The organism is Stenotrophomonas sp. NA06056, assembly GCF_013364355.1.
GTDB lineage: Bacteria > Pseudomonadota > Gammaproteobacteria > Xanthomonadales > Xanthomonadaceae > Stenotrophomonas.
On the sequence record NZ_CP054931.1, the window covers coordinates 1,594,335 to 1,619,401 of the forward strand.

The following is a 25,067-nucleotide window of genomic DNA, read 5'->3' on the forward strand; positions in this document are numbered from 1 at the left end:
TTGGTCACATTATCGGCGGCAGCAGCGCGGTACCGACCGACGGCGGGGTTGCGTCGCAGGGAGGTGCCGGCCAGCGGCCGGCACTACCACATGTTCCGGAAGTGCCGGCCTCAGGCCGGCAACCCCGCATCAGCCAAGAATTCCTGGCAGATCCAATCCCTTTTCCTTCGCGCACTCAATCGCGATCTCATAACCCGCATCGGCATGGCGCATCACGCCGGTGGCCGGGTCATTCCACAGCACGCGTGCAATACGCTTTGCTGCCGCCTCGGTGCCGTCGCAGACGATCACCATGCCGGCGTGCTGCGAGAAGCCCATGCCCACGCCGCCGCCGTGATGCAGCGACACCCAGGTCGCGCCACTGGCGGTGTTGAGCAGGGCGTTCAGCAGCGGCCAGTCGGAGACCGCATCGGAACCATCGGCCATCGCTTCGGTTTCGCGGTTCGGCGAAGCCACGCTGCCAGAATCCAGATGGTCGCGGCCGATCACCACCGGCGCTTTCAGTTCGCCGTTGGCGACCATCTCGTTGAAGGCCAGGCCCAGGCGATCACGGTCGCCCAAGCCGACCCAGCAGATGCGCGCCGGCAGGCCCTGGAACTTGATCTTCTCGGCGGCCATGTCCAGCCAGCGATGCAGGTGCGGGTTGTCCGGAATCAGTTCCTTTACCTTGGCATCGGTCTTGGCGATGTCTTCCGGGTCGCCACTCAGCGCCGCCCAGCGGAACGGGCCGATGCCGCGGCAGAACAGCGGACGGATATACGCCGGTACGAAGCCGGGGAAGTCGAACGCGTTGGCCACGCCTTCTTCCAGCGCCATCTGCCGCAGGTTGTTGCCGTAGTCCACGGTGGGCACGCCCAGCGCGTGGAAGCCGAGCATGGCGCGGATGTGGTTGGCCATCGACGCGCGCGCAGCCTTCTCCACTTCCTTCGGCGCAGACACGCGCTTGTCGTCCCATTGCTCGACCGTCCAGCCCTGCGGCAGGTAGCCGTTCACCGGGTCATGCGCGGAGGTCTGGTCGGTCAGCAGGTCCGGCTTCACGCCGCGCTTGAGCAGTTCGGCCAGCACGTCCGCCACATTGCCCAGCAGGCCCACCGACTTCGGGGTGCCAGCCTTGCACGATTCGTCGATCAACCGCAGCGCTTCGTCCAGGTTGTCGGTCCAGGTGTCCAGGTAGCCGGTGCGCAGGCGCATGTCGATGCTGCTTTTGCGGCACTCGACGGCCAGGCAGGAAGCACCGGCCATCACGGCGGCCAGCGGCTGTGCGCCGCCCATGCCACCGAGGCCGCCGGTGAACAGCCACTTGCCGGTCAGGTCGCCACCGAAGTGCTGGCGGCCCATTTCCACGAAGGTTTCGTAGGTGCCCTGCACGATGCCCTGCGCGCCGATGTAGATCCAGCTGCCGGCGGTCATCTGGCCGTACATCGCCAGGCCCTTCTTATCCAGTTCGTTGAAGTGGTCCCAGTTGGCCCAGCGCGGCACCAGGTTGGAATTGGCGATCAGCACGCGCGGTGCATCGGCATGGGTGCGGAACACGCCCACCGGCTTGCCCGACTGCACCAGCAGGGTCTGGTCATCGTCCAGGCGCTTGAGCGTTTCGACGATGGCGTCAAAGCTTTCCCAGTCGCGCGCGGCGCGGCCGATGCCCCCGTACACCACCAGTTCCTGCGGCCGCTCGGCCACGTCCGGGTGCAGGTTGTTCATCAGCATGCGCAACGGCGCTTCGGTCAGCCAGCTCTTGGCGTTCAGCGTGGTGCCGGTCGGTGCGGTGATGGTGCGGGACGGGTCGTTGCGGGTCATGCGGCGCTCCGGTTCGTAGCGAATTCAAGGCAGGCATTGAGCACCTGCGCCAGGGTGTGGCGCAGCGGTGCGGCGTGGTCGGGGTCGAGCGGGGTGGGCCAGCTGTGCTCGTCCACCTGGTCGGGCAGGGGCTCGTGCATGTAGCCGCGGCAGGCCAGTTCCATCTGCAGGCTGTGCACGCCGCCGGCGACGTTGCTGTAGTGGCGGGTGATCCAGCCACCCTTGAAGCGGCCGTTGCGCACGTGGCTCATGCCGCTGATCTTCAGCAGGTTTTCCACCACATCACTCAGTGCGTTGTCGCACGACGTGTCCGGTGCACCGGACGGTCCGGCAGTGCCGAGGTTGAACTGCGGCAGCTCGCCATCGAACAGGTGCGGAATATGCGAGCGGATCGAATGCGCGTCGTACACCACCACCGTACCGTGCTGCGCGCGCAGGCGGGTGATCTGTGCGGCCAGCGCATCGTGGTAGGGCAGGAAATACGTGTCGCGGCGCCGAGCAATCTCGGCTTCATCCGGCTCGCGTCCAGCGTGATAGAGCGGCTGGTTGTCGAAGGTGGTCAGCGGGCACAGGCCGGTGGTGTTCTGGCCCGGGTACAGCGACACGCCGCTGGGATCGCGATTGAGGTCGATCACCGAACGCGAGATCGCTGAGCGCACCGTGGTCGCACCCATGCCACGTACGAAGTCATACAGCTCATGCACCCACCAGTCGGCATCGCGACGCGCCAGCCACGGCGAGTGGTAATCGCCGATCAGGTCATGCGGCAGCTCGCTGCCGGTATGCGGGAAGCTGACGATGAGGGGGGCGTCGCCCTCGTGTACCGTCAGCCATTCGGGATGGGTATTCATACCTGCGGTTCCACGGTTGGCAGCAGCTCATCCAAGCCCTGTGCCAGCGCGCCGCTGCGCACCAGGTTCGTGGCGGTCACCATGTCCGGATGGAAGTAGCGGTCTTCTTCCAGCGTCGGCACCTGCGCGCGCAGGGTGGCGCGCACGGATTCCAGCGCGGCACTGGAGCGCAGCGGCGCATGGAAATCGCAGCCCTGCGCGGCAGCCAGCAGCTCGATGCCGATCACGTTGGCCGCGTTCTCGGCCATCTGCATCAGCCGGCGTGCGCCATGCGCGGCCATCGACACATGGTCTTCCTGGTTGGCCGATGTCGGGATCGAATCGACGCTGGCCGGGTAGGCGCGCTGCTTGTTTTCCGAAACCAGCGCCGCAGCGGTCACCTGCGGAATCATGAAGCCGGAATTCAGGCCCGGTCGCGGGGTCAGGAACGCGGGCAGGCCGGACAGTGCCGGGTCCACCAGCATCGCCAGGCGGCGCTCGCTGATCGAGCCGATCTCGCACACCGCCATCGCCAGCATGTCGGCGGCAAAGGCCACCGGCTCGGCGTGGAAGTTGCCGCCGGACAGCGCCTCACCGGTATCGGTGAACACCAGCGGATTGTCGGACACGCCATTGGCTTCGATTTCCAGCGTGGTCGCAGCCTGGCGCAGGATGTCCAGCGCCGCGCCCATCACCTGCGGTTGGCAGCGCAGGCAGTACGGGTCCTGCACGCGCACGTCGTTGTCGCGGTGCGATTCGCGGATGCCCGAGTCCAGCATCAGCGTACGCAGGGCGGCAGCGGTGGCGATCTGCCCGCGCTGGCCACGCAGGGCATGGATGCGCGGATCGAACGGCGTGTCCGAGCCCTTGGCTGCTTCCACTGACAGCGCGCCGGTGACCAGTGCGGCCTGGAACACGGTTTCGATTTCAAACAGACCGGCCAGTGCGTAGGCGGTGGAGAACTGGGTGCCGTTGAGCAGGGCCAGGCCTTCCTTCGCGCCCAGTTCCACCGGCTGCAGGCCGGCACGTGCCAGTGCTTCCGCGGCGGGCAGGCGCTCATCGCCAACGAAGGCCTCGCCTACGCCGATCATCACGCTGGCCAGGTGCGAGAGCGGCGCGAGGTCGCCCGAAGCACCGACCGATCCCTGTGCCGGCACCACCGGCAGCACGCCCTTCACCAGCATCGCTTCCAGCAGCAACAGCGTTTCTTCGCGTACGCCGGAAGCACCCTGGGCCAGGCTGACCAGCTTCAACGCCATCATCAGCCGCACTACATTCGCCGGCATCGGCTCGCCCACCCCCGCGGCGTGCGAAAGCACGATATTCCGCTGCAGGGTGGCCAGGTCCTCGCGCTCGATGCGCACGCTGGCCAGCTTGCCGAAACCGGTGTTGATGCCATACACCGGCGCGCCCTTGGCGACGATGGCGGCCACCGTTGCGGCGCTCGCGCGCACCGCCGGCAACGCGGCCGGATCTAGCGACAGCGGCGCACCGCGATAGACCTGCCGCCACTGGGCAAGGGTGACATGGCCGGGGCGAAGAACCAGGGTGTTGCTCATGTGTTGCTCCAGGAGACAGGCAGGTCGGGCTGTCCGCGCAGTACGCGCGCGTGCAGCGGGTTGAATCCAATGCGATAGACCAGGTCGGCGGGCGCGTCGATGTCCCAGATCGCCAGGTCGCAGTCCATACCGACGGCGAGGCGGCCGATGCGTTCGCCATGGCCCAGCGCGCGCGCCGCTTCGCGAGTGAAGCCGGCGATGCATTCGTCCACGGTCAGGCGGAACAGGGTGGCGCCCAAGTTCATCGCCAGCAGCGGGCTGGTCAGCGGCGAGGTGCCCGGGTTGCTGTCGGTGGCCAGCGCCAGCGGCACGCCGGCCGCGCGCAGCGCAGCGATCGGCGGCAGGCTGGTGTCGCGGGTGAAATAGAACGCGCCGGGCAGCAGCACGGCGACGGTACCGGCGGCGGCCATCGCGGCAATGCCGGCGTCGTCCAGATGCTCGATGTGGTCAGCCGACAGCGCACCGAAGCCGGCCGCCAGTTCGGCACCATGCTGGTTGCTCAACTGTTCGGCATGGATCTTGATCGCCAGCCCGTGCGCGCGCGCTGCTTCGAAGACCTGACGGGCCTGTGCCGGCGAAAACGCGATGTTCTCGCAGAAGATGTCCACGGCCTCGGCCAGGCCTTCGGCAGCGATGGCGGGGATCATCACCTCGCACACCTCGTCGGTGTATTCCTGTGCCTCGCGGCCCGGCGGAACCGCGTGTGCCCCCAAGAAGGTCGGCACCACGTTCACCCGGCATTCTTCGCCCAGCGCACGGGCCACCTGCAGCTGCTTGCGCTCGTCCTGCAGGGTCAGGCCGTAGCCGGATTTGATCTCGATGGTGGTCACGCCTTCGGCGCGCATCGCCAGCAGGCGAGGGCGGCTCTCGTGTGCCAACTGCTCTGGCGAGGCAGCGCGGGTAGCGCGTACCGTGGAGACAATGCCGCCGCCGGCACGGGCGATCTCGGCATAGCTCACGCCCTGCAGGCGCTGCTCGAATTCGTTGGCGCGGTTGCCGGCGTAGACCAGGTGGGTGTGGCAGTCGATCAGCCCCGGCGACACCCAGCGGCCTTCGCCGTCGATGCGGGTGGTCGGCTGCAGGTGGGCATCGCTGCCGGCGGGGCCGACATGCACGATGCGGCCATCGGTGGCGGCCAGTACTGCATCGCGAAGGACACCCAACCCCTCGCCATCGAGGGTCATCAGGTGGACGTTGGACCAGAGGGTATCGACGTGCATGGCATCCACAACGCGGCTGTGCTTATATGTCTATACAATATAGGCGTCCAATTCGGGTTGTCCAGCCATGTCCGATTCGCGTTCCCCGCACTCCTTCCATGCCGCCCACGCCTTGCTGGCTGACGGCTGGGCCGCCGATGTCCGCCTGCAGGTGCAGGAGGGGCGCATCGCCGCGATCACGCGCGGGCAGGCGGCGCAGGATGGCGATACCCGCGTGGGCATCCTGGTGCCGGGCCTGCCGAACCTGCACAGCCACGCCTTCCAGCGCGGCATGGCGGGGCTGACCGAGATCGGGGGCGGCGACGGTGACAGCTTCTGGAGCTGGCGCGAACTGATGTACCGCTTCCTGGCCCATCTGCGTCCGGACGCAGTGCAGGCCATCGCCGCCCAGGCCTACATGGAGATGCTGGAAAGCGGCTTCACCCGCGTCGGCGAATTCCACTACCTGCACCACGATGCCGATGGCCGCCCCTACGCCAACCGCGCCGAAATGAGCGTGCAGATTGCCGCGGCGGCCGAGCAGACTGGCATCGGCCTGACCCTGCTGCCGGTGTTCTACGCACACGCCGATTTCGGTGGCGCGCCGCCGAACCCGGCACAGCGCCGCCTGATTCACGACGTGGACGGGTTCGCGCAGCTGCTCGATGGCGCCCGCACCGCGCTGACCACGCTGCCCGATGCGGTGCTCGGCATTGCCCCGCACAGCCTGCGCGCGGTGACCGGCGACGAGCTGAGCGCGCTGCTGCCGCTGACCGACGGCCCGGTTCATATCCATATCGCCGAGCAGGTGCGCGAGGTCGAGGCCTGCCTGGCGTGGAGTGGCAGGCGCCCGGTGCAGTGGCTGTACGAACATGCCCCGGTCGATGCGCGTTGGTGCCTGGTGCACGCCACCCACATCACCGACGACGAGCGTGCGCAGATGGTCGCCAGCAAAGCCGTGGCCGGCCTGTGTCCGATTACCGAAGCCAACCTGGGCGACGGCCTGTTCCCGATGCAAGCGTTTGCGCGCGAGGGTGGGCGCTTCGGCGTCGGCTCCGATTCCAATGTGCTGATCGATGCCGCAGAAGAACTGCGCCTGCTGGAATACGGCCAGCGCCTGACCCTGCGCGGTCGCAACGTGCTGGCCCCGGATGCCGGCCGCAGCACCGGGCGCTTCCTGTTTGAAGGGGCGCTGCAGGGCGGTGCACAGGCGCTTGGCGTGGCTGCCGGCCTGCAGGTGGGTGCCAGCGCTGACATGGTTGAACTGGATGCTGCGCACCCCGCGTTGCAGGCGCGACACGGTGACGCATGGCTTGACAGCTGGGTGTTCGCCGCACGTAATGGCGCGCTGCGATCGGTCTGGCGCCATGGCCGCCAGTGCGTGGCCGACGGCCGCCACGTGCAGCGCGAGGCGATCACCACCGCCTTCGCCGCTGCCCTGCGTGGCGTGCTGGGCTGATCGCCTCCCACCATCGAGACCCCACTACGTGAAGGCCAGCAAGTCCGCCACGCTCAACCAGCGCATCCGCAGCGACCTGGAAAGCCGCATCCTCAGCGGGGAGTGGGCGCCGGGCTTCCGTATTCCGTACGAGCACGAGCTGATGGAGCAGTACGGTTGCTCGCGGATGACGGTGAACAAGGTGCTGACGGCGCTGGCCGAGAGCGGCATGATCGAGCGCCGCCGACGAGCGGGTTCTTTTGTTGCTCGGCAGCCACCGCACCTGGAGCAGGTGGCGCTGGAAATCCCGGACATCGCGATGGAGGTTGGTTCGCGCGGGCATCAGTACGGCTACCGCCTGCTGCAGCGCGAACTGCGCCTGGCCGAGTCAGCCAATGTCGGTGAAGTGGAACTGGCCGGCAGTGAACAGCTGCTGGCGATGCGCTGCCTGCATCTGGCCGACGGCCGGCCGCTGGCGCTGGAGCATCGCTTGATCAGCCCGGTCGGCGTGCCCGAGGTGCTGGAAGTGGACTTCAGTACCACCGCACCGGGCAGCTGGCTGCTGCAGAACGTGTCGTGGACACGCGCCCAGCACCGCATCAGCGCCTGGGGCGCCGACGCGTCCACCGCCAAGCTGCTGGACGTGAAGCCCGGTACCGCCTGCCTGGTGATCGAGCGCCTGACCTGGCGCGGCGAACAGCCGATCACCCGCGTGCGTCAGATGTTCCTGGGGGATGCCTGGGATCTGGTCGCCCGCTTCGCGCCGGGCGCGCGATAGGGGCGAAGACACCGTTCTCCGAGGCGGTACCGGCGCTGTCGTCTTGCGCTCTGTCGTTGCGTGTGTACGATGTGTATGGTTCCTGCATCAAGAGCGGGGACCTTATCCGGGAGCTGGAAGCGGCGGGCTGGTCCTGCCGCCGTATCCGCGGATCCCATCATGTATTCGTGCATCCGCACCGGCCTCACATCATCACCGTTCCGCATCCCAAAAAGGATCTGGGAAAAGGGTTGGTACAGGCATTGCGGAAGCTTGCGGGACTGACGTAGGAAGCCCTCATGCGATATCCAGTCTTGATCGAGGCCGGCGATGAACGTACCGCGTGGAGCGTGATCGTGCCGGATCTGCCCGGCTGCTTCTCGGCTGCCGACACGCTTGACGATGCGTTGACGTCTGCTGAGGAGGCGGCACTGGGATGGATCGATGCCGCGTTGGATGCAGGCCGCCCGATTCCGCGCCCTTCATCGCCGCAGAAGGTTGTTGCCGAGGCCGATGAAACAACAGCGTGGATCCTCGCTTACATCTGCATCGATCCTTCTTTGCTGGACGACACCATCGAGCGGGTCAATATCAGCCTGCCGCGCCGCATCCTTGCGCGCCTGGATGCGCAGGCCAAGGCGGCAGGCGAGTCGCGCTCAAGTTACATCGCGCATCTGGCGGCACAGGGCTGACGACGCGGCGGCCGAGCTTGTGCCCGGCGCGAGACCCCTCATCCCATCAATACGTCGCGCACTGCCGCCAGCGCACCGGCTCATCCACGCCGGGGCGGGCGTTGAGCTGCACACGTACGTTGCGCAGGGCGGGGTAGCGCAGCACTTCCTGGCACACGCGTGGCCACACCGTTTCCAGCTCGCCGGTACGGTTGATGGCCAGCGTCTGCCGGGTCAGCCAAACACCGCTGGCGATGCCGGATTGCCCGGCCAGCGCGCGGGCCAGTTCAGCCTGGTAACGGTCCAGCGTGGCAGCGTCGGGGTTGGGATTGCTGCGCGCGTCGTCCGAGTTTTTCGGCGCGGGCGCGGGCGCGGCGGCCACGGTGGCAGGTGCGTCTGCGGCCTTGTCCGGCCCTTCGGGCGTCGGCAGGGGCTGTGCAGCCGGGGGCACGACGGGTGCGATGATGGGTGCCGGCGTTGGCTCCGCCTTCTCGCTGCGCAGGCCTTGCAGGCCAAGCCCGACCAGCAGGCCCAGCGTCACTGAAGCCAGTGCGGCGATGGCGATGCGGCGCAGCGCTTCATGGCGGGCGATGGCGCGCACGCGGGTGTCAACATCGGTTGGCAGGTAGGGCTGCAGCAGCGGCCACAGGCGCGGACCATCGATCACTTCCACCGCCTGCTTCTCAGCAGCGGCCAGGCCATCACGCTCAACCCGGCCTTCAGTGATCAACATGCCGCCCTTGGCGCCCGCCAGTCGCGCGGCAGCGCCCAGTTCGTTCACCGCAGCGGTGCCGATGCGGTAGGCCAGGCCGTGCTTGCACGACACCCGCCAGGTGTTCGGGCCATCGCTGAGCAGGAAGTCGCTGCTCGGCTCACGGCTTTCCTCGTTCGGGTCCTGCAGCTCGCGCAGGCCGCGCTGCTCGCGCAGCATGCGCTTGATCAGGGTCGAGAACTCGCGCCAGTGCATGCCCGCCAAGGCCTGCAGGCCCAGTTGCATTTCGGTACGTCGGCGCTTGAACCACCAGAGGTAGACGGTGGCCAGGGCACAGGTAAACAGGGCCGACAGCAGGGCCAGAATCCAGGGAAGCATGCAGGGCGACGACGGAAGGGGCGAAAACGGAAGCCCACAGTGTAAAGGGCCGACCGGTCGATTGCGTCAGGGTATCCCCGACAACAAGCGTGATGCAGCCCGCAGATCCGCACGCGCCAGACACGAAAAACCCGCCAATCCTGAAGCCGTGAGGGGAGGGAACAAACGGCAGCCGAAGCGATTGGCGGGTTCTACGCGATTGTCAACGAAAATTTATTGCGTTGCAACAAAGTCGGTTCAGGGCGTGCTGCCCGGCGACTGGTGGCTGCCTGGCGAGGGTGCATCGACATCGGTAGCAGCGCGATGTTCCAGCTTGGCCAAGCGGGCGGTCAGGGCATCGATGCGCGCTTCCAGTGCGGTCACTTGATCGGCGGTCGGCACGTGCAGGCGCTTGAGCACGCCCTGGACCTGGTCGTCGAACGCCTTGTTGACCTTGTCCCAGGTGCCGGAGGCCCTCTCGCGGGCTTCGTCCAGGGAGTGTTCGACGTTGTCGCGCCAGCCCGGCTCCTGCTCGCCGTTGCGCTCACGGCGGCGGGCCTCCCAGGCTTCGCCTTCCTTCACCAGGCCATCGAAGAAGCGGCCTCCCTCTGCCTGCGCGCGCCCCAGGGCGCCCAGCCCGGCCAGCCAGACCTGCTGTGCCGAATCGCTCAGCCTGCGCGAAAAGCGCTCTGCCTGGTCGCCGAAGCCGGCATCGTCGTCGCGGCGGTCATCATTCTCGTAACGGTTCATCGCATTCCCCGGGGGAGTTGGGCCTGCCCCCGAGAGTAGCGCGCGCCGACGTTGCTGGGCCGTGATGGCCGCAGCGCAGGTTCAGCCCAGCTTTTCCTTCAGCACACGCTGGATCTCGCTTTCGACCATGCCCTTCATCGCCGACAGCAGGAAGCCCAGCTTGGCCGTTACCCGCACTGCGCCCGGCTGCAGTTCGATCGCACCGTCCACGCCACTGCCGGAGAAGTTCAACACGTCTGCAGCCCACGAGGATTTCAGGCCGAAGCGTTCGCCCAGCTTGGCGGCAACCTGTTCGATCGCTTCACGTGCCTGGGTGTCGGGCAGGCTGTGGGCGTGGCGGACATCGATGGTGGACATGCAGGCTCCTGGCGCAGGGCGGGGATCAATTGAGAGGGCGAGCATTGTGCGCATCGACAGCGCCCACGCCAAGCGCTCATCGCAGGTTCTTCTTCGTGGGCGGCCAACCTGCTAGGCTGCGCCGCGTGCAGAACCTGCTAGTTCACTTCAGTCAACAACAACAGCCCGACCAGCCCCTGCGGCCCGGGGTGCAGCGCATCGTGCGCCAGGCAAACGGCAGCGTACGCCTGGGTGATGCCGGCAATGGCGCGCTGCTGCTTGCGCAGTTCTGCATGGATGATCGCGGCCTTTGGCTGCAGGTCGGCAACGGTATCCGCGGCATCCATGTGAATGGTCGCCCGGTACGGCGCATGGCCCTGCTGCGGGCGGGTGACGCGGTCTACGTGGACGGTGTGGAGATGGTCCTGCAGGGCGAGGTCGACACCTTGTTGCAGGCACCGGCACCGGCAGCCAGCGTCGAAGGCAACGGTGACGAGCAGCGCCTGCTGCGCGGTGTGGGTGGCCTGCATCATGGCCGCAGTTACCCCCTGTCGCGCGCGCGGGTGATCGGCCGTGGCAGCGATGTCGACATCGAGATCGACGAGCCCGCCTTCGCCGACCAGCACGCGCGAGTGGAAGTACACGGCGAGCGGGTATTGCTGCGTGATCTGGGGAGTGCCGATGGCACCCGGGTCAACGGCGTCGCCGTGCGCCACTGCTGGCTGCAGGCCGGCGACCAGGTCGTGTTCGATGGCCAGCACCGGTTCGTGCTGGAGGTACCGCATGACCCGCGTCGGCGCCCGCCGCTGGCCGATGACGAAGAAAGCGACGAAGCCGAGCAGGCGCCGGTGGTGCCGGTCGCCCCGCGTCGGGTCCGTCGCTGGCCGTGGCTGCTGGGCAGTGCGTTGCTCTTGGCCGCGGTGCTCAGCCTGCTGCTCTGGTTCGGCGCGCGCTGATCTGCGTTCGCCGGATATGGCCCGGCGCTACCCCTGACGCGCGACGTGCCCTGCTCTGGCAGGTGCCAGCCGTGGTTGGCACATTCCCTCCGCGCTCATGACGCCTTCCGGCGTACGCCAACCAAGGTTGGCGGGTACCAGGACATCAGCCTCCCCCGGCGCGGCGAAATGGATTCCAATGAAACCAAATTTCCCTTGCGCCACAAGGCCGCAAGGCTGGTGCAGTGCGGCATACTAGGGGTCTTGCCCCACAGGTGTGCCATGACGCGCGCGTTCAACTTCAGTGCCGGCCCTGCAACGTTGCCGGAATCGGTCCTGCGCCAGGCGCAGGCGGAAATGCTGGACTGGCACGGTAGCGGTGCCTCCATCGTGGAAATGAGCCATCGCGGACCGGAATTCATGTCCGTGGCCGCCGAAGCCGAGGCAGACCTGCGTCGCCTGCTCGACATCCCCGAAGACTATGCGGTGCTGTTCCTGCCCGGTGGCGCCACTACCCAGCAGGCGTTGATCCCGCTCAACTTCGCCAGCCCCGGACAGCGTGCCGACTACGTGGTCAGCGGCCACTGGGGAAAGACTGCGGTCAAGCAGGCCGGTCCTTATGTGGACGTCAACATCGCCGCCAGCAGCGAGGCCAACGGCTACCGCGCACTGCCCGAGCGCAGCAGTTGGCAGCTCTCGCCCGATGCCGCTTACGTGCACATCACCGCCAACGAGACCATCCACGGCGTCGAGTTCCGTGATGTGCCCGAGACCGGCAACGTGCCGCTGGTGGCCGATTTCAGTTCGTCCATCGCCAGCGAGCCGCTGGATGTACGCCGCTACGGCGTCATTTACGCCGGTGCGCAGAAGAACCTGGGTCCGGTCGGCATCGCGGTGATGATCATCCGTCGCGACCTGCTGGAGCGCAGTGGCCAGCCGCGCGCGGACATCTTCGACTATCGCTCGCATGTCGCCCGCGATTCCATGCTCAACACGCCGCCTACCTGGAACTGGTACCTGGCCGGCCTGGTGTTCAAGTGGATGCTGGCCGAAGGCGGTGTGGTCGAGTTCGCCAAGCGCAACGCCGCCAAGGCCGCGCTGGTGTATGGCGCCATCGACGCGTCCGGCGGGTTCTACCGCAACGAAGTCGCGCATTCGGCGCGCTCGCGGATGAACATCCCGTTCTTCCTGCCCAATACCGATCTCGATGCACGCTTCGTCGCCGATGCCAAGGCCGCCGGCCTGCTGGCGCTGAAGGGCCACAAGGTGGTGGGTGGCATCCGCGCCTCGCTTTACAACGCCATGCCGCTGGCCGGAGCTGAGGCGCTGGTCGCCTTCATGGCCGATTTCCAGCAGCGTCACGGCTGAGCAATGAACGGCGCGCATCGTCGGGTGCGCGCCCCGCAACAAGGAATTCCGATGGCAAGCAAACCCAGCAAGAAGGCGTCGAAGAAGGCCGAACCGGCCAAGGACAGCGCCACCTCCAAGCCCAAGGGCAAGTCGAAGGCAACCGCAGTACCCACCCTGGCGCCACTGGCGCTGGCCGATGTGCGTTCGAAGATCGACCAGATCGACCGTGACATCCAGAGCCTGATCGCCGAGCGCGCCAACTTCGCCCACCAGGTCGGCAAGGCCAAGGGCAAGCTCGCCGCCGCCGTCGATTACTACCGCCCCGAGCGCGAAGCGCAGGTGCTGCGCATGGTGGTGGACCGTAACGAAGGCCCGCTCAGCGACGAAGTGCTGGTGCATGTCTACCGCGAAATCATGTCGGCCTGCCTGGCCCAGCAGGAGCCGCTGAAGATCGGCTACCTCGGCCCGGAAGGCACCTTCAGCCAGCAGGCTGTGCTCAAGCACTTCGGCCGCTCGGCACTGGGCCTGCCGATGGCCAGCATCGAAGAAGTGTTCCAGGAAGTGGAAGCCGGCAATGCCGACTTCGGCGTGGTGCCGGTGGAGAACTCGGGGCAGGGCACCATCCAGATCACCCTGGACATGTTCCTGACCTCCAACCTGAAGATCTGCGGCGAAGTGGAACTGCGCGTGCAGCAGTACCTGATGTCGCGCAGTGGTCGCATCGAGGACATCGAACGCGTCTACGGCCATCCGCAGTCGTTCATGCAGACCTCGGCATGGATGCGCGCCAACCTGCCCAAGGCCGAGAAGATCCCGGTGGCCAGCAACGCCGAAGGCGCGCGCCGTGCACGCAATGCCGATGATGCCGCGGCCATTGGCGGCGAGAGCGCCGGCCACGTGTACGGCCTGAAGAAGGTGGTCACCAAGCCGATCCAGAACGATGCCGACAACACCACCCGTTTCCTGGTGGTGGGCCGCAACATCTTCCCGACCTCCGGCCACGACCGTACCTCGGTGCTGGTGTTCATCCATGACAAGCCCGGCGCGCTGTTCGACGTGCTCAGCCCGTTCGCGCGCCATGGCATCAGCATGAACCGCATCGAGTCGCGACCCTCGCACCACGGCAAGTGGGAATACGGCTTCTTCATCGACCTGGCCGGCCACATCGACGACGCACCGATGCAGGCCGCATTGGCCGAACTGGAAGCGCACTCGGCGCAGATCAAGGTGCTTGGCTCCTATCCGGTCGCCGTGCCCTGAGTGCTGCTGTTGCGGTGGCCATGGCCGCCGCCCCCTGATGCATCGCCGGCGCTGCCGGTGTTTACGGAATGATCGAACGATGAGCAACGCGCAACACTGGATCGCCCGCAAGGGCCAGCCGCTGCAGGGCAGCCTGACCATTCCCGGCGACAAGTCGGTCTCGCACCGTTCGGTGATGTTCGCCGCGCTGGCTGATGGCACCTCGCATATCGAAGGCTTCCTGGAAGGTGAAGACACCCGCGCCACGGCGCGCATCTTCAGCCAGCTCGGCGTGCGCATCGAAACGCCCAGCCCGTCGCAGCGCATCGTGCATGGCGTCGGGATCGACGGCCTGCAGGCACCCAGCGCACCGCTGGATTGCGGCAACGCCGGTACCGGCATGCGCCTGCTGGCCGGCCTGCTGGCGGGCCAGGCGTTCGACTGCACGCTGATCGGCGACGAATCACTGTCCGGCCGCCCGATGCGCCGTGTCACCGGCCCACTGTCGCAGATGGGCGCGAAGATCGACACCGAGGAAGACGGCACGCCGCCGCTGCACGTGCATGGCGGGCAGTCGCTGCACGGCATCGACTTTGCCTCGCCGGTGGCCAGCGCGCAGATCAAATCTGCGGTGCTGTTGGCCGGCCTGTACGCGCATGGCGAGACCAGCGTGACCGAACCGCACCCGACCCGTGACTACACCGAGCGCATGCTGTCCGCGTTCGGCGTGGACATCGAATTCTCGCCGGGCAAGGCGCGCCTGCGTGGCGGCCAGCGCTTGCGCGCGACCGACATCGTGGTACCGGCCGACTTCTCCTCGGCCGCGTTCTTCCTGGTCGCGGCCAGCATCATTCCCGGTTCCGAGCTGCGGCTGAAGCAGGTCGGCCTCAATCCGCGCCGTACCGGCCTGCTGCACGCGCTGCGCCTGATGGGCGCGGACATCACCGAAGAGAATCCGGCAGAGCAGGGCGGCGAACCGGTGGCCGACCTGGTGGTGCGCTACGCGCCGCTGAAGGGTGCGCGGATTCCGGAGGAGCTGGTGCCGGACATGATCGACGAATTCCCGGCGTTGTTCGTTGCCGCTGCCGCTGCCGAAGGCCAAACCGTGGTGACCGGCGCCGCCGAGCTGCGGGTGAAGGAATCCGATCGTCTGGCGGCGATGGCGACCGGCCTGCGCGCACTGGGCATGCAGGTGGATGAAACCGAAGACGGCGCCACCCTGCACGGCGGCGTAGCGCTGGGCAGCGGCACCATCGAAAGCCACGGCGACCATCGTATTGCGATGGCCTTCGCCATTGCTGGCCAGATCAGCCATGGCGAAGTGCGTGTCAACGACATCGCCAACGTCGTAACGTCGTTCCCGGACTTCGATGGACTGGCCCGCAGCGCGGGCTTCAACCTGGCCTGATCGGCGTCGCAACCGCCGGGCCACGCCCGGCGGATCACATCGCCCGGTAGGTGCCGACCTTGGTCGGCACGCTTCTCCCCATAAAAAAACGGAGGCCGAAGCCTCCGTCGAAACATCACGAACCCCTCGTCCGCGATCAACGCTGCTCGGTACGGAAATCCACCGGCACCCGCACCACGCTGGCCACGGCGCGGCCCTGGTGCACGGCCGGCTCGAACTTCCAGCCCTGCACCGTGTTCAACACGGCGCGGTCCAGGTCACGGCTGCGTTCGCCGCTGCGCGACACGATCGCCGCATCGGTCACGTTGCCGCGGGTATCCACGTTCAAGCTCGCAACCACGCTGCCCTGCACGCCACTACGCAGCGCAGCGGCCGGGTAACTCGGCTTGGTATTGCTGGCCAGCGGACGCGCCTCGCGGTTGCGTACGGCCGGAGCGGCCTTGCGCTCGCTCTGCGCGGGCGCGGCCTGGCGCGTCGCGGCGGCAGGCGTGGTGGCAACCGGCGTTTCGGTGGCCGGCAGCAAGCGCTCGCTTACCGGCGCAGGCGCAGCTTCGTCATGATTGGAAAAGCGCAGCCAGACCAGTGCGGCTGCGAACATCGCCACGATCAGGGCCAACCACAGCCAGGGAGAGGTCGAGCGCGGCTCAAGCGCCCCATCCTGCTGCAGTTGCGGGGAATGGAGGTTTTCGTGGGTGGTGGCAGTCATCGCAAACTCCTCGCGTCAGTAACGACGCCCAGAGTGTTGCCCGGGGCGGCGTCGCAGCGTGTCAGCGTTGCGTCAACGCGACCTGCAAGGTTCAGTTTTTCTGCCGGGAAGCGTTCAGTTACTGAGGCTTGAAATCGAACGGCACTTCAATGCTGCCCGGCACCGGTTGGCCATTGCTGACCGCTGGGCTGAAGCGCCAGCGGCGCACGGCATCGGTTGCCGCGCGGTCCAGTTCACGCGAGCCGCTGCGCTGGATCACCGTCACGTTGTTCGGATAGCCGGTGGCGTCCACGTCCACCCGTACCACCACGCTGCCCGCCTCGCCGCGGCGCAGGGCAGCGGCCGGGTAGGCCGGCGGCGGTGACTGGCCGGCAATCGGCATCGGCTGCGCATTGGCGGTTGCCGGTGCCGCAGTACCCGGCGTGGCCGGCGCCGCTTCAACCGTGGCTGGGGGCGGCGGCGGGGCGGTTTCCACCAGCTTCGGCGCATCTTCTGCGTCAGGCACCGGGACCGGCTTGGCATCGGGCATGTCGCTGGAACCTGCGGCCGCGGCCAGCGGCTCGGGCAGCGGTTCCACCTGCGCGGTTTCCTGTGGGGTCTGTGCGGCCGGGTCGGCGCGGAAGAATTCCTTGTCGCGTCCGGTCAGCCAGACCAGCACGAACAGCAGGATGCCCACGCCGAAGGCGATGCCAGCGATCTTCAGGGCGTTGCGCGGGATATGCACGGTGAACGACTTGGCAGGCGACGGACGGGGAGCAGACATGGACCAGACCAGTACGGAATGCCTCGATTCTGCCACGCCCGGAATGAACCGGGCGGCAGAAATCCGTATAACAGGCGATAATCCCGTTCCTGTTACCCACCACGACGCCCGCCATGCTTGATCCAGCCCTGCTCCGCCACCAGCCCGCCGACCTCGCCGAACGCCTGCGCACCAGCCGCGGCTTCGAGCTCGACGTGTCTGCCCTGGAGTCACTGGAGGCGGATCGCAAGCGCATCCAGGTGCGTACCCAGGAGCTGCAGAGCCTGCGCAACAGTCGCTCCAAGGCCATCGGCCAGGCCAAGGCCAAGGGTGAGGACGTTTCGGCCATCATGGCCGAGGTGGCCGCCTTCGCCGATGAGCTGAAGGCCTCGGAAGTGGCCCTGGACGAGCTGCGCGAGAAGATCGACACGATCTCGATGGGCATCCCGAACCTTCCGGCCGATGACGTGCCGGCCGGTGCCGACGAGAGCGAGAACGTCGAGCAGTCGCGCTGGGGTACCCCGCGCCAGTTCGATTTCAAGGTGCTCGACCACGTCGAACTGGGCGCACGCAACAAGTGGCTGGACGGCGAAACCGCCGCCAAGCTGTCCGGTTCGCGCTTCACCGTGCTGCGTGGCCCGATCGCGCGCCTGCACCGTGCCCTGGCCCAATTCATGCTCGACCTGCACAGCGGCGAGCACGAGTACCAGGAAACCAACGTACCGGTGATCGTCAATGCTGACAGCCTGTACGGCACCGGTCAGCTGCCCAAGTTCGAAGAAGACATGTTCATCACCCAGCTGGGTGAGCAGAAGCGTTACCTGATCTCGACCTCGGAGATCTCGCTGACCAACATCGCCCGAGACGAGATCCTCGACGCCGAGCGCCTGCCGCTGCGCATGACCGCCCACTCGCTGTGCTTCCGTTCCGAAGCCGGCAGCGGTGGTCGTGACGTGCGCGGCATGATCCGCCAGCACCAGTTCGAGAAGGTCGAGCTGGTCTCGATCTGCCGCCCGGAAGACAGCGACGCCGAGCACCAGCGCATGACCCGTTGTGCCGAAGTGGTGCTGGAAAAGCTGGGTCTGCCGTACCGCAAGGTGCTGCTGTGCACCGGCGACATGGGCTTCTCGGCCATCAAGACCTACGACCTGGAAGTCTGGCTGCCGTCGCAGGACACCTACCGCGAGATTTCCTCGTGCTCGAACTGTGGCGACTTCCAGGCCCGTCGCATGCAGGCCCGCTGGCGCAACCCGGCCACTGGCAAGCCGGAGCTGGCGCACACGCTGAACGGTTCGGGCGTGGCCGTCGGCCGCGCGATGATCGCAGTGATGGAGAACTACCAGAACGCCGATGGCAGCATCACCGTGCCCGAGGCCCTGCGCCCGTACATGGGCGGTATCGAAACCATCGGTTGAATCTGGTGGGTGCCATGCTTGCATGGCACCCCATCCACGCATGGCGAGGATCTACCGACGCGGTGCGGCATCCACGCATGGCGAGGATCTACCGACGCGGTGCGGCATCCACGCATGGCGAGGATCTACCGACGCGGTGCGGCATCCACGCATGGCGAGGATCTACCGACGCGGTGCGGCATCCACGCATGGCGAGGATCTACCGACGCGGTGCGGCATCCACGCATGGCGTGGATCTACCGACGCGGTGCGGCATCCACGCATGGCGAGGATCTACCGACGCGGTGCGGCATCCACGCATGGCGAGGATCTACCGACGCGGTGCGGCATCCACGCATGGCGAGGATCTACCGACGCGGTGCGGCATCCACGCATGGCGAGGATCTACCGACGCGGTGCGGCATCCACGCATGGCGTGGATCTACCGATGCGGTGTGGCATCCCGGCGCCGGGGACTTGGATCCGCCGTGCGGGACGTTTGGGGCTCTACAGTAGATCCACGCCATGCGTGGATAGCGCAATCCATCAACCCGCAACGCGCAGCTTCTCCAGCGGCACCCAACCCGCCTCCCCATTCTCCGGCACACACCACGCCCAACCATTGAGCGTGCGCACGCCGCGCAATGGCTGGCCCGGGTCCACATCCAGTTCCCGCGCGCAGTAGTCCTCCGTGGCGAATGCGCCACCCTGCGCATCGCGACCGATCACTGGCGCCGGCACGAACCCCGGCTGCTGCCCCTTGGCCTCGCACAGAAACCAATCGTCCCAGCCCTCGGGCCCCTCATAACGCTCGCCTACCACCAGTGCCTGTCCACGGAGCAGGGTGATCGGGTGTGGGAATTCGCTGCGGTGCGCAGCCGTCACGATGTAGTTCATCGCACCATGGTGGCAAAAAAAGACGGCCCTGCAAGAAGCAGGGCCGCCAGGGTAGGGTGGGCCGGGATGGGGGAGGGAATCCCGGCCCGCGTTCAGCGCCCAGACGAGGGAGAGAGGCGCCGAACGCTGGAACGCGTTACGCCGCAGCCACTTCCGCCGTTTCATGCGACGGCAGCGCTGCCAGTGCACCGGCAATCGCGTCTTCGCGATGCTGCGGTGAATAGGCGATGCCCTCGGCACGCACGAACTCGATGTCGTTGATGCCCCAGAAGGCGAACGTCTGGCGCAGGAAGGGCTCCTGGAAGTCCGCCGGCGAATCGGTGTAGATGCCGCCACGGCTGCTGACCACGATCACCCGCTTGCCACCGGCCAGGCCCACCGGGCCGTTCTCGGTGTACTTGAAGGTGCGCCCAGCCACCGCCACGCGGTCGATCCAGGCCTTCAGGGTGGAGGGCACGCTGAAGTTGTACATCGGCGCGCCGATCACCACGATGTCAGCCGCGAGGAACTGCTCGAGCACCTGTTCAGCATCGGCCGCTTCAGCGGCGTCGGTCTTGGCCAGCGAACCACTGCGCAGATGCGGTACCGGATTGGCGTCAAGATCGCGATAATCAACCTGCAGGCCGTCGATCTGCTGCTTGAACTGGGCCACCACGGCGGCGGTCAGGTGGCGGGAGACGGAGTTGTCGCCAAGCACGCTGGCGTCGATGTGCAGAAGCTTCATGGCAGTACCTATGTTCGGGAGAGGTGGCGGGCTTGCCGCCGACGGAGAGAACGATAGGTTGTTGCAAGGGCGGGATAAAGGTGGTTGAATGCCACGTATTGTTCTACTAATGGAACTCGGGTATGCATGACCTGAATGATCTGTACTACTTTGCGATGGTGGTCGACCACGGCGGTTTCGCCGCCGCCGAGCGCGCACTGGGCATCCCCAAGTCGCGCCTGAGCCGCCGCATCAGCCAGCTGGAAACCGACCTGGGCGTGCGCCTGCTGCAGCGCTCCACGCGGCGCTTTGCCGTTACCGACGTCGGCACCAGCGTGCACCGCCACGCCCAGACCATGCTGGCCGAGGCCCAAGCCGCGCGCGAGGTGGTGGACCGCCTCAGCGCAGAGCCGCGCGGCCTGGTGCGCGCCAGCGTGCCGGTCTCGCTGGCGCAGATGCAGCTGCCCAAGCTGCTGCCCAAGTTCCTGGAGCAGTACCCGAAGGTGCGGCTGCAGCTGAACATCAGCAACCGCCGCGTGGACATCATCAACGAAGGCTACGACGTGGCCCTGCGCGTGCGTTCGCGCCTGGACGACGACGGCAGCCTGGTGATGCGCAGCTTCGGCCAGGTGCAGGAACTGCTGGTGGCCAGCCCGAAGTACCTGGACCGCGCCGGCCGCCCGAAAGATCCGGAAGAACTGGCCAACCACGTCACCCTGAGCATCAGCGAAGACGAGGCGCGCCAGCGCTGGGAGCTGCACGGACCGGAAGGCGCCGTGCGCCGGGTAGACCTGCAGCCGCGCGTGGCCGGTTTCGACTTCCCGCTGCTGCAGAGCATGGTGAAGGACGGCTTCGGCATCACCATGCTGCCGGAAACCGTCTGCGCCGATGCCGTGCGCAATGGCGAGCTGGAAGTAGTGCTGCCGGACTGGTCGCTGCCGCAGGGCGTGTGCCATGCCGTGTTCGCCTCGCGCCGCGGCCTGCTGCCGGCGGTGCGGGTGTTCATCGACTTCCTGGCCGAGCACCTGCCGCCGCAGCTGGAGGCCTCGCGCCTGGATTGCGGTGGCGCCTGCGAAAAGGCCAAGGAGCGCATCAAGGCCAGTGCGCTGGGTGCGTTGGCGGTGGACGCGGGCTGAGGCCGAGATCCGATGGAACGACGGTCTTGGGCAAATCGCCCAGCCGTGCGAGAATGCGTGCCCGGCCAGCAGGCTGGGCCGATACGGAGAGATGGCCGAGCGGTTTAAGGCACCGGTCTTGAAAACCGGCGAAGGGTTAAACCTTCCGTGGGTTCGAATCCCACTCTCTCCGCCAAGAATGCAAAAACGCCCCGAAAGGGGCGTTTGCATTTGTGCGGCAACGAAAAAGTGCGGTCAAAACGCAGGCTCGATCACCGGAGAAGAATCAACTGTCGGGTAGGAAAGTCGATACTTCCGCGTGGTGTCCGCATCCACCAGGATCTCGATGGAGCGTCGCCTGGCCATTGCGGCCTTGGTAACGCCCAGCGCGCACAAGCCCGTGGCTTCCAGCACAGTCGCAGTCATCAGATGCCGCCCCGGCTTCAACGCAAACGTCACCGTTTCAGCAGTGTTGAGGTGAGCGGCCATTCTTTCGTCAACCATGACGCCCACGGCGCACTTTCCGTTGATCGCACCTACGTCGCGTGTCACCACGACATTGCCGGTTGAAGGCCCCTGATCAGCAAGTGCGAATACCCGTTCAGTGGGCACCGGTCTGACGTCCGCCGCCTCGGGTTGTCGGGTGGGTAAGGCACAACTCGCGGCCAGTAGTGGAACGGAGCACATCGTGATGCGCATGATGATCTTGACGGTTCTGCGATACATGCTTCCCTCCCTGTAGGAAAAAATGTTCCAGCGCGACAGCATGGTCTGTTGGCGCGACTTTACAGGAAGCGGGAGTGACCTCGTCCATGGCTCTGCCGGGACGTCGGCTTTCGCCCGCAGGTCGCCACAAGTAGCTCTGAATCTGTCTATCAGATGGGCGTTTCGCTGATGAATTCTGCGAGGGGACTACTGACCCACACCACCGTCGATTGGCTGCGTTTAGCCCGTGCGCATCGCGGCCCGCGTCTGCTCCTGGGCGTGATCGTGCTGGGCAACTTGCTGTGCCTGCGAATGTTGTTCGACCTTGGCAAGCGAATGCTCTACGGGCGTATTGATCGCCTCGCTGATCGCCACCGACGCCCGCAGGTGCGCCGGGTTGTCGAGCTCGCCCTGTACAGCGAACATGCGTGGGCTCGAGCCGTTGGCAGGCGGGTTGCCCAGCACGACGTGATCGACACGCTCCAGGCCATTGCTCTTGGCGGTCGCCAGGAGGCTGGCCGTTACCCGCTCACTGGTTTCGTCGAAGCTGCGCCCGTGCTTGGCGTCCACGGCCGATACGCCATCGCGGATCTGCTGGTAGAGCGAATGGTCAGGGTGGCCTTCCTTCCTGGGATCCAGATGTGCCTTGTCCAAGGTGGATTCGATGCTTTGCTGCAACGGGCTCTTGGGAGAGAAGCCCGGATTGCTCAGGGAAGGCGAGCCCTTGTCGGTTACGTCCTGGATCAGTCGCTCGCCGGGTTTGAGCGCATTGCGGGCCTGTTGCCCCGCTTCGGCCTCGCGGCGAGCGTAGGCGCCCGCGTCCTCGGTGCCGCGCAGATAGTTGACGCCATCACGCAGAAGTCCGGGGCCGCCGCCGACAAGCACCGTCGCTCCCACACGCAGTTGATGGATATCGTTACGGTACTCGGCGATTCTGCGCAGGTCTTCAGGATCTTTGACCCGGGCGTTGGGGTCGTCCAGCACAGAGTGCGCCACCCCCTTGTCGGTCATGTGGTCAAGGAAGTGAACCAATCGATGGGAGTCGCCCAACTGCACAGCCACGGCGGCGGAGATCGCGTGGCCGCTCCTCAATCCGGGCGCCATGAGGGACGCGACGCGCTGGCCCTGCTCGGCAGTGCGCAGAGCCTCCAGTTCCTTGGGAAGCGCGTACATCTCCACCTTGCCGTAGTGCGGGCCACCTGCACTGACCAGATCGCCTGCCATCACGTGGTTGGTGAAGGGGGCCGCATTGGCAGGTTGTCCTTCGGGTATGCGGTAGGCCAACCCGGCGGCGCCATACGGATTGAAGGCGTCGCCGGGGAGGTTGTAGTGGTGTGCGGTGATCTGGGAATGTGCGCCGCCCAAGGAGTGGCCGGTGACGTGTACTGGTCCAGATCCCCGTTCTTCAGCCAGCTTGATTGCTTGCTTGGTCAGCGCGAGAGCGTCGCTGAGTTGAGCGTTGATTCTGGCGGTGACCATTGCAGCATCGACGCCGCCATCAAGCATGGCCTGACGGTCAAACTCGGTGCCTCGATGGGCGACGATGATTTCGTTGGTTTCCAGGTTCTGATAGACGGCACCTTGGTAACCGGTGGCGGAATCCCTCCGGGCCAACACCTCGTACTCCACTCCGTTGATGATGGTTCGTTCAGGTTCGTCTGGATTGCTTTTGTTAGGTAATTTGTATGCGTTGTCCGCAATGGCGGCGCTGGTGATCGGGTTCATAAGGCCTCTCCTTCAATCCTTTGGGAGATATCTATAGGGAAGTAACTTTGACGGTCGGTCGCTGGGAGTTTTTCGAACATGGTTTGAGACAGTGTCCATGCCCATTCAGGGTTCTGCCCGGGAATCCTGGGGGTCAACACCTTTTCCACATATGTGGTAGAGCCTCTGTCACCTTCGATCTTTCGAACCGGAGCCGAGGCTGCAGCGTTGATCCTGCGCTCTTCTATTGCAAAGGTGAAAGACGTTTTCACCAGGCTTGGACTCCAGGTGCAAGGACCGCGGCCATAGTAGTCAGCAATCGCCATCCCATCCTTGAACACTGTGGTGGTGAACTCGGTCTCGCTGATGCGTTGTACCGGGAACTCAACCGATTGCTGCTGCGGGGCGTACTGCACACCTTCGTAATTGTTGATGGGCGGGAGGCAGAGTGGGTCAATCTCGTATGAGACGAAGACCTTGGGAATGGGGACATCCACAGGTGCATCGTTGACACGGATCACAATCGGCAACGCGTCCTTGGGTGCGGGATTCTCGCGGTAAACCGGATATGAGCGTTCCTTTTGGCATCCTGCAGAGGCCAGTGTAATCAACGTGATCAGCGCAACATGAGGAAGGGCGGGGATAAATTTCAGCATGATCGGTCCATGTCGCTGATTGAGGTGCTGCGGGAGTGCGCCTGCACAGGGCTACTACGGAGCATCGTTGTCGATGCGTGAAGCAGCAGATAGGGCCGCCCTGATCGTTGCCCCGTTGGGCATTGAATTCGGTCATGGGAGGTCGTGTCATGCCGGGCATTTTGGGGCAGATGCGACAGCGTGCGCCTTGCGGAACGCACGATCCCATAGTCTCTATCCTTGCGGCTCCGTGATGCGGAGCCTTGCGTGATCGCGTTCACCGGCGCTCCATTGCTCTGTGTCATCTGACTATACGGCCCGCTTCAGCTGGGCTCCACGGTCTCGGCTCTTCACGCCACGGTAAGAGCGCTGGATCACACGTTCAGAATGCCTCACCCCATGGCAATTTTCCGATGACGGCGCAGAGGGTTGAGATGTGGGAGCCTTCGGCGCCATCCGGGTGCCCACGGCAATGCGTACCGGCAGACGTTGGCCCATTCGATCATCATGCGGTGTCTCTTCACCAGCGTTGTGCCTCGCTTGCTGGCGGCGTGGCCTTGTCGCAGACTTCGTGCGCTTGGCGGTCTTGGACAGGACGTCCGTGAGTTGGGGGGAGAGCCCACCTGTCGCAGCGACCAGCGAGCGGTCGCTGACGAGTCAAGAGCGTTGGGTCAGGCTGCTTGAACCTTCCGCGCCCTGAGGAGCCGCGCCGTAACCAGGCCCAGAGCTACCAGACCTGAGGCAATGGCCAGCCATAGCATCAGAAGCGAATTGTCAGTATCTCCAGTGGCCACCGCCACGGACGGATCGTGGAGGTAGTAGCGGATATCAATCTCCTCGGCTTCGTCGGAAGCACGCATCTGATTGCCCAGGCTGTTGGATACTGCAATCTTCTCCACCCGCTCCTGGCCGTCTTCAGTTTCGAACTCGACATTCAGGACGAAATTGTTCTCTCGACCCTTTCGCTCATCCCAGGTGACTTCGGTTACCAGGCCCACGGCATCCCGCCCGTCGAGTCCGTCGGTGAGGGCATGGCGATGATGGTCTTTGTAGGCCACCACGGAAAGTGCGATAGCCACACCCGCGGCAACGAGAATGTTGCGCCAAGAAGTGAAATTCACGATCAGC

At 65.8% G+C, this 25,067-nt stretch carries 25 protein-coding genes and 1 tRNA gene; 11 read left to right on the plus strand and 15 right to left on the minus strand.

Translation table 11 applies throughout. The features are described from left to right. Positions 1-129: 129 nt before the first annotated feature. From hutU to hutI, 4 genes are read right to left on the minus strand one after another with little or no spacing between them, the layout of a single operon-like run. Positions 130-1,797: a urocanate hydratase gene (hutU, locus tag HUT07_RS06980; protein WP_176020314.1), complete on the minus strand. Its 1,668-nt coding sequence runs from the start codon at positions 1,795-1,797 to the stop codon at positions 130-132. Then, positions 1,794-2,648 (minus strand): N-formylglutamate deformylase, encoded by an 855-nt coding sequence (hutG, locus tag HUT07_RS06985; protein WP_176020315.1) that lies wholly within the window; start codon positions 2,646-2,648, stop codon positions 1,794-1,796. The genes hutU and hutG overlap by 4 nt, the downstream gene beginning before the upstream one ends. Continuing rightward, positions 2,645-4,186 carry a histidine ammonia-lyase gene (gene hutH / locus HUT07_RS06990; protein WP_176020316.1) on the minus strand — a complete coding sequence of 514 codons (1,542 nt, stop codon included), beginning with the start codon at positions 4,184-4,186 and terminating at the stop codon, positions 2,645-2,647. The genes hutG and hutH overlap by 4 nt, the downstream gene beginning before the upstream one ends. Beyond that, positions 4,183-5,406 carry an imidazolonepropionase gene (gene hutI, locus HUT07_RS06995; RefSeq protein ID WP_176020317.1) on the minus strand — a complete coding sequence of 408 codons (1,224 nt, stop codon included), beginning with the start codon at positions 5,404-5,406 and terminating at the stop codon, positions 4,183-4,185. Before hutI ends, hutH begins: the two co-directional genes overlap by 4 nt. A 67-nt stretch (positions 5,407-5,473) precedes the next feature. On the opposite strand from hutI, the gene HUT07_RS07000 reads away from it, so the two are divergent. The 4 genes from HUT07_RS07000 (at position 5,474) to HUT07_RS07015 (ending at position 8,272) form a co-directional block, all read left to right on the plus strand. After that, positions 5,474-6,844, plus strand: coding sequence for a formimidoylglutamate deiminase (locus HUT07_RS07000; RefSeq protein ID WP_176020318.1), 1,371 nt, complete (start codon positions 5,474-5,476; stop codon positions 6,842-6,844). 28 nt (positions 6,845-6,872) lie between these two features. Further along, a complete protein-coding gene (hutC, locus tag HUT07_RS07005; protein WP_176020319.1) occupies positions 6,873-7,601 on the plus strand; it encodes a histidine utilization repressor in 729 nt (242 codons plus the stop codon). 71 nt (positions 7,602-7,672) lie between these two features. Further along, entirely contained in the window at positions 7,673-7,870 is a 198-nt protein-coding gene (locus HUT07_RS07010) for a type II toxin-antitoxin system HicA family toxin (RefSeq protein ID WP_254898924.1), read from the plus strand. Positions 7,871-7,879: 9 nt separating this feature from the next. Next, complete coding sequence (locus tag HUT07_RS07015; RefSeq protein WP_176020320.1) at positions 7,880-8,272, plus strand: type II toxin-antitoxin system HicB family antitoxin; 393 nt, start codon at positions 7,880-7,882, stop codon at positions 8,270-8,272. 46 nt (positions 8,273-8,318) lie between these two features. Here the strand turns inward: HUT07_RS07015 and HUT07_RS07020 are convergent, their stop codons facing one another. The 3 genes from HUT07_RS07020 to HUT07_RS07030 all read right to left on the minus strand — a co-directional run bounded on the left by HUT07_RS07020 (position 8,319) and on the right by HUT07_RS07030 (position 10,427). After that, a complete protein-coding gene (locus HUT07_RS07020; protein ID WP_176020321.1) occupies positions 8,319-9,341 on the minus strand; it encodes a restriction endonuclease in 1,023 nt (340 codons plus the stop codon). 237 nt (positions 9,342-9,578) lie between these two features. Next, on the minus strand, positions 9,579-10,070 hold the full coding sequence (locus HUT07_RS07025; protein ID WP_176020322.1) for a phasin family protein: 492 nt from the start codon (positions 10,068-10,070) through the stop codon (positions 9,579-9,581). Between the two features lie 81 nt (positions 10,071-10,151). Beyond that, positions 10,152-10,427 (minus strand): polyhydroxyalkanoic acid system family protein, encoded by a 276-nt coding sequence (locus HUT07_RS07030; protein WP_176020323.1) that lies wholly within the window; start codon positions 10,425-10,427, stop codon positions 10,152-10,154. A 125-nt stretch (positions 10,428-10,552) separates the two neighbouring features. On the opposite strand from HUT07_RS07030, the gene HUT07_RS07035 reads away from it, so the two are divergent. The 4 genes from HUT07_RS07035 (at position 10,553) to aroA (ending at position 15,338) form a co-directional block, all read left to right on the plus strand. Continuing rightward, positions 10,553-11,362: an FHA domain-containing protein gene (locus tag HUT07_RS07035; protein ID WP_176020324.1), complete on the plus strand. Its 810-nt coding sequence runs from the start codon at positions 10,553-10,555 to the stop codon at positions 11,360-11,362. A 261-nt stretch (positions 11,363-11,623) separates the two neighbouring features. Continuing rightward, entirely contained in the window at positions 11,624-12,709 is a 1,086-nt protein-coding gene (gene serC / locus HUT07_RS07040; RefSeq protein WP_176020325.1) for a 3-phosphoserine/phosphohydroxythreonine transaminase, read from the plus strand. A gap of 51 nt (positions 12,710-12,760) precedes the next feature. Further along, a complete protein-coding gene (pheA, locus tag HUT07_RS07045; protein ID WP_176020326.1) occupies positions 12,761-13,951 on the plus strand; it encodes a prephenate dehydratase in 1,191 nt (396 codons plus the stop codon). 79 nt (positions 13,952-14,030) lie between these two features. Further along, a complete protein-coding gene (gene aroA, locus HUT07_RS07050; protein ID WP_176020327.1) occupies positions 14,031-15,338 on the plus strand; it encodes a 3-phosphoshikimate 1-carboxyvinyltransferase in 1,308 nt (435 codons plus the stop codon). A gap of 136 nt (positions 15,339-15,474) precedes the next feature. On the opposite strand, the gene HUT07_RS07055 is transcribed toward aroA, so the two are convergent. Together HUT07_RS07055 and HUT07_RS07060 are read right to left on the minus strand one after the other, a co-directional pair. Next, complete coding sequence (locus HUT07_RS07055; RefSeq protein ID WP_176020328.1) at positions 15,475-16,044, minus strand: energy transducer TonB; 570 nt, start codon at positions 16,042-16,044, stop codon at positions 15,475-15,477. A 118-nt stretch (positions 16,045-16,162) separates the two neighbouring features. Continuing rightward, positions 16,163-16,807, minus strand: a complete 645-nt coding sequence (locus HUT07_RS07060; RefSeq protein ID WP_176020329.1) for an energy transducer TonB — start codon at positions 16,805-16,807, stop codon at positions 16,163-16,165. Between the two features lie 113 nt (positions 16,808-16,920). On the opposite strand from HUT07_RS07060, the gene serS reads away from it, so the two are divergent. Continuing rightward, positions 16,921-18,201: a serine--tRNA ligase gene (serS, locus tag HUT07_RS07065; RefSeq protein ID WP_176020330.1), complete on the plus strand. Its 1,281-nt coding sequence runs from the start codon at positions 16,921-16,923 to the stop codon at positions 18,199-18,201. A gap of 525 nt (positions 18,202-18,726) precedes the next feature. On the opposite strand, the gene HUT07_RS07070 is transcribed toward serS, so the two are convergent. After that, positions 18,727-19,077: a ligand-binding protein SH3 gene (locus HUT07_RS07070; RefSeq protein WP_176020331.1), complete on the minus strand. Its 351-nt coding sequence runs from the start codon at positions 19,075-19,077 to the stop codon at positions 18,727-18,729. A gap of 136 nt (positions 19,078-19,213) precedes the next feature. Further along, complete coding sequence (locus HUT07_RS07075; RefSeq protein ID WP_100460395.1) at positions 19,214-19,801, minus strand: NAD(P)H-dependent oxidoreductase; 588 nt, start codon at positions 19,799-19,801, stop codon at positions 19,214-19,216. Positions 19,802-19,923: 122 nt separating this feature from the next. Between HUT07_RS07075 and HUT07_RS07080 the strand changes: the two genes are divergently transcribed. Together HUT07_RS07080 and HUT07_RS07085 are read left to right on the plus strand one after the other, a co-directional pair. Then, positions 19,924-20,916, plus strand: a complete 993-nt coding sequence (locus HUT07_RS07080) for a LysR family transcriptional regulator (protein WP_025878750.1) — start codon at positions 19,924-19,926, stop codon at positions 20,914-20,916. 85 nt (positions 20,917-21,001) lie between these two features. Then, positions 21,002-21,091, plus strand: a tRNA-Ser gene (locus tag HUT07_RS07085). 59 nt (positions 21,092-21,150) lie between these two features. On the opposite strand, the gene HUT07_RS07090 is transcribed toward HUT07_RS07085, so the two are convergent. The 4 genes from HUT07_RS07090 to HUT07_RS07105 all read right to left on the minus strand — a co-directional run bounded on the left by HUT07_RS07090 (position 21,151) and on the right by HUT07_RS07105 (position 25,060). Further along, positions 21,151-21,621 carry a hypothetical protein gene (locus HUT07_RS07090; RefSeq protein ID WP_176020332.1) on the minus strand — a complete coding sequence of 157 codons (471 nt, stop codon included), beginning with the start codon at positions 21,619-21,621 and terminating at the stop codon, positions 21,151-21,153. 219 nt (positions 21,622-21,840) lie between these two features. Next, a complete protein-coding gene (locus HUT07_RS07095) occupies positions 21,841-23,325 on the minus strand; it encodes an XVIPCD domain-containing protein (protein WP_176020333.1) in 1,485 nt (494 codons plus the stop codon). Next, a complete protein-coding gene (locus tag HUT07_RS07100) occupies positions 23,322-23,960 on the minus strand; it encodes a hypothetical protein (protein ID WP_176020334.1) in 639 nt (212 codons plus the stop codon). Before HUT07_RS07100 ends, HUT07_RS07095 begins: the two co-directional genes overlap by 4 nt. 650 nt (positions 23,961-24,610) lie before the next feature. Then, on the minus strand, positions 24,611-25,060 hold the full coding sequence (locus tag HUT07_RS07105) for a hypothetical protein (protein ID WP_176020335.1): 450 nt from the start codon (positions 25,058-25,060) through the stop codon (positions 24,611-24,613). Positions 25,061-25,067 lie beyond the last annotated feature (7 nt).

Bases quoted from the DNA above. Each gene is read 5' to 3' on its own strand.
- hutU (WP_176020314.1), bottom strand. From the start codon at position 1,797: ATGACCCGCAACGACCCGTCCCGCACCATCACCGCACCGACCGGCACC.
- hutG (WP_176020315.1), bottom strand. From the start codon at position 2,648: ATGAATACCCATCCCGAATGGCTGACGGTACACGAGGGCGACGCCCCC.
- hutH (WP_176020316.1), bottom strand. From the start codon at position 4,186: ATGAGCAACACCCTGGTTCTTCGCCCCGGCCATGTCACCCTTGCCCAG.
- hutI (WP_176020317.1), bottom strand. From the start codon at position 5,406: ATGCACGTCGATACCCTCTGGTCCAACGTCCACCTGATGACCCTCGAT.
- HUT07_RS07000 (WP_176020318.1), top strand. From the start codon at position 5,474: ATGTCCGATTCGCGTTCCCCGCACTCCTTCCATGCCGCCCACGCCTTG.
- HUT07_RS07015 (WP_176020320.1), top strand. From the start codon at position 7,880: ATGCGATATCCAGTCTTGATCGAGGCCGGCGATGAACGTACCGCGTGG.
- HUT07_RS07020 (WP_176020321.1), bottom strand. From the start codon at position 9,341: ATGCTTCCCTGGATTCTGGCCCTGCTGTCGGCCCTGTTTACCTGTGCC.
- HUT07_RS07025 (WP_176020322.1), bottom strand. From the start codon at position 10,070: ATGAACCGTTACGAGAATGATGACCGCCGCGACGACGATGCCGGCTTC.
- HUT07_RS07030 (WP_176020323.1), bottom strand. From the start codon at position 10,427: ATGTCCACCATCGATGTCCGCCACGCCCACAGCCTGCCCGACACCCAG.
- serC (WP_176020325.1), top strand. From the start codon at position 11,624: ATGACGCGCGCGTTCAACTTCAGTGCCGGCCCTGCAACGTTGCCGGAA.
- pheA (WP_176020326.1), top strand. From the start codon at position 12,761: ATGGCAAGCAAACCCAGCAAGAAGGCGTCGAAGAAGGCCGAACCGGCC.
- aroA (WP_176020327.1), top strand. From the start codon at position 14,031: ATGAGCAACGCGCAACACTGGATCGCCCGCAAGGGCCAGCCGCTGCAG.
- HUT07_RS07055 (WP_176020328.1), bottom strand. From the start codon at position 16,044: ATGACTGCCACCACCCACGAAAACCTCCATTCCCCGCAACTGCAGCAG.
- HUT07_RS07060 (WP_176020329.1), bottom strand. From the start codon at position 16,807: ATGTCTGCTCCCCGTCCGTCGCCTGCCAAGTCGTTCACCGTGCATATC.
- serS (WP_176020330.1), top strand. From the start codon at position 16,921: ATGCTTGATCCAGCCCTGCTCCGCCACCAGCCCGCCGACCTCGCCGAA.
- HUT07_RS07070 (WP_176020331.1), bottom strand. From the start codon at position 19,077: ATGAACTACATCGTGACGGCTGCGCACCGCAGCGAATTCCCACACCCG.
- HUT07_RS07075 (WP_100460395.1), bottom strand. From the start codon at position 19,801: ATGAAGCTTCTGCACATCGACGCCAGCGTGCTTGGCGACAACTCCGTC.
- HUT07_RS07080 (WP_025878750.1), top strand. From the start codon at position 19,924: ATGCATGACCTGAATGATCTGTACTACTTTGCGATGGTGGTCGACCAC.
- HUT07_RS07090 (WP_176020332.1), bottom strand. From the start codon at position 21,621: ATGTATCGCAGAACCGTCAAGATCATCATGCGCATCACGATGTGCTCC.
- HUT07_RS07095 (WP_176020333.1), bottom strand. From the start codon at position 23,325: ATGAACCCGATCACCAGCGCCGCCATTGCGGACAACGCATACAAATTA.
- HUT07_RS07100 (WP_176020334.1), bottom strand. From the start codon at position 23,960: ATGCTGAAATTTATCCCCGCCCTTCCTCATGTTGCGCTGATCACGTTG.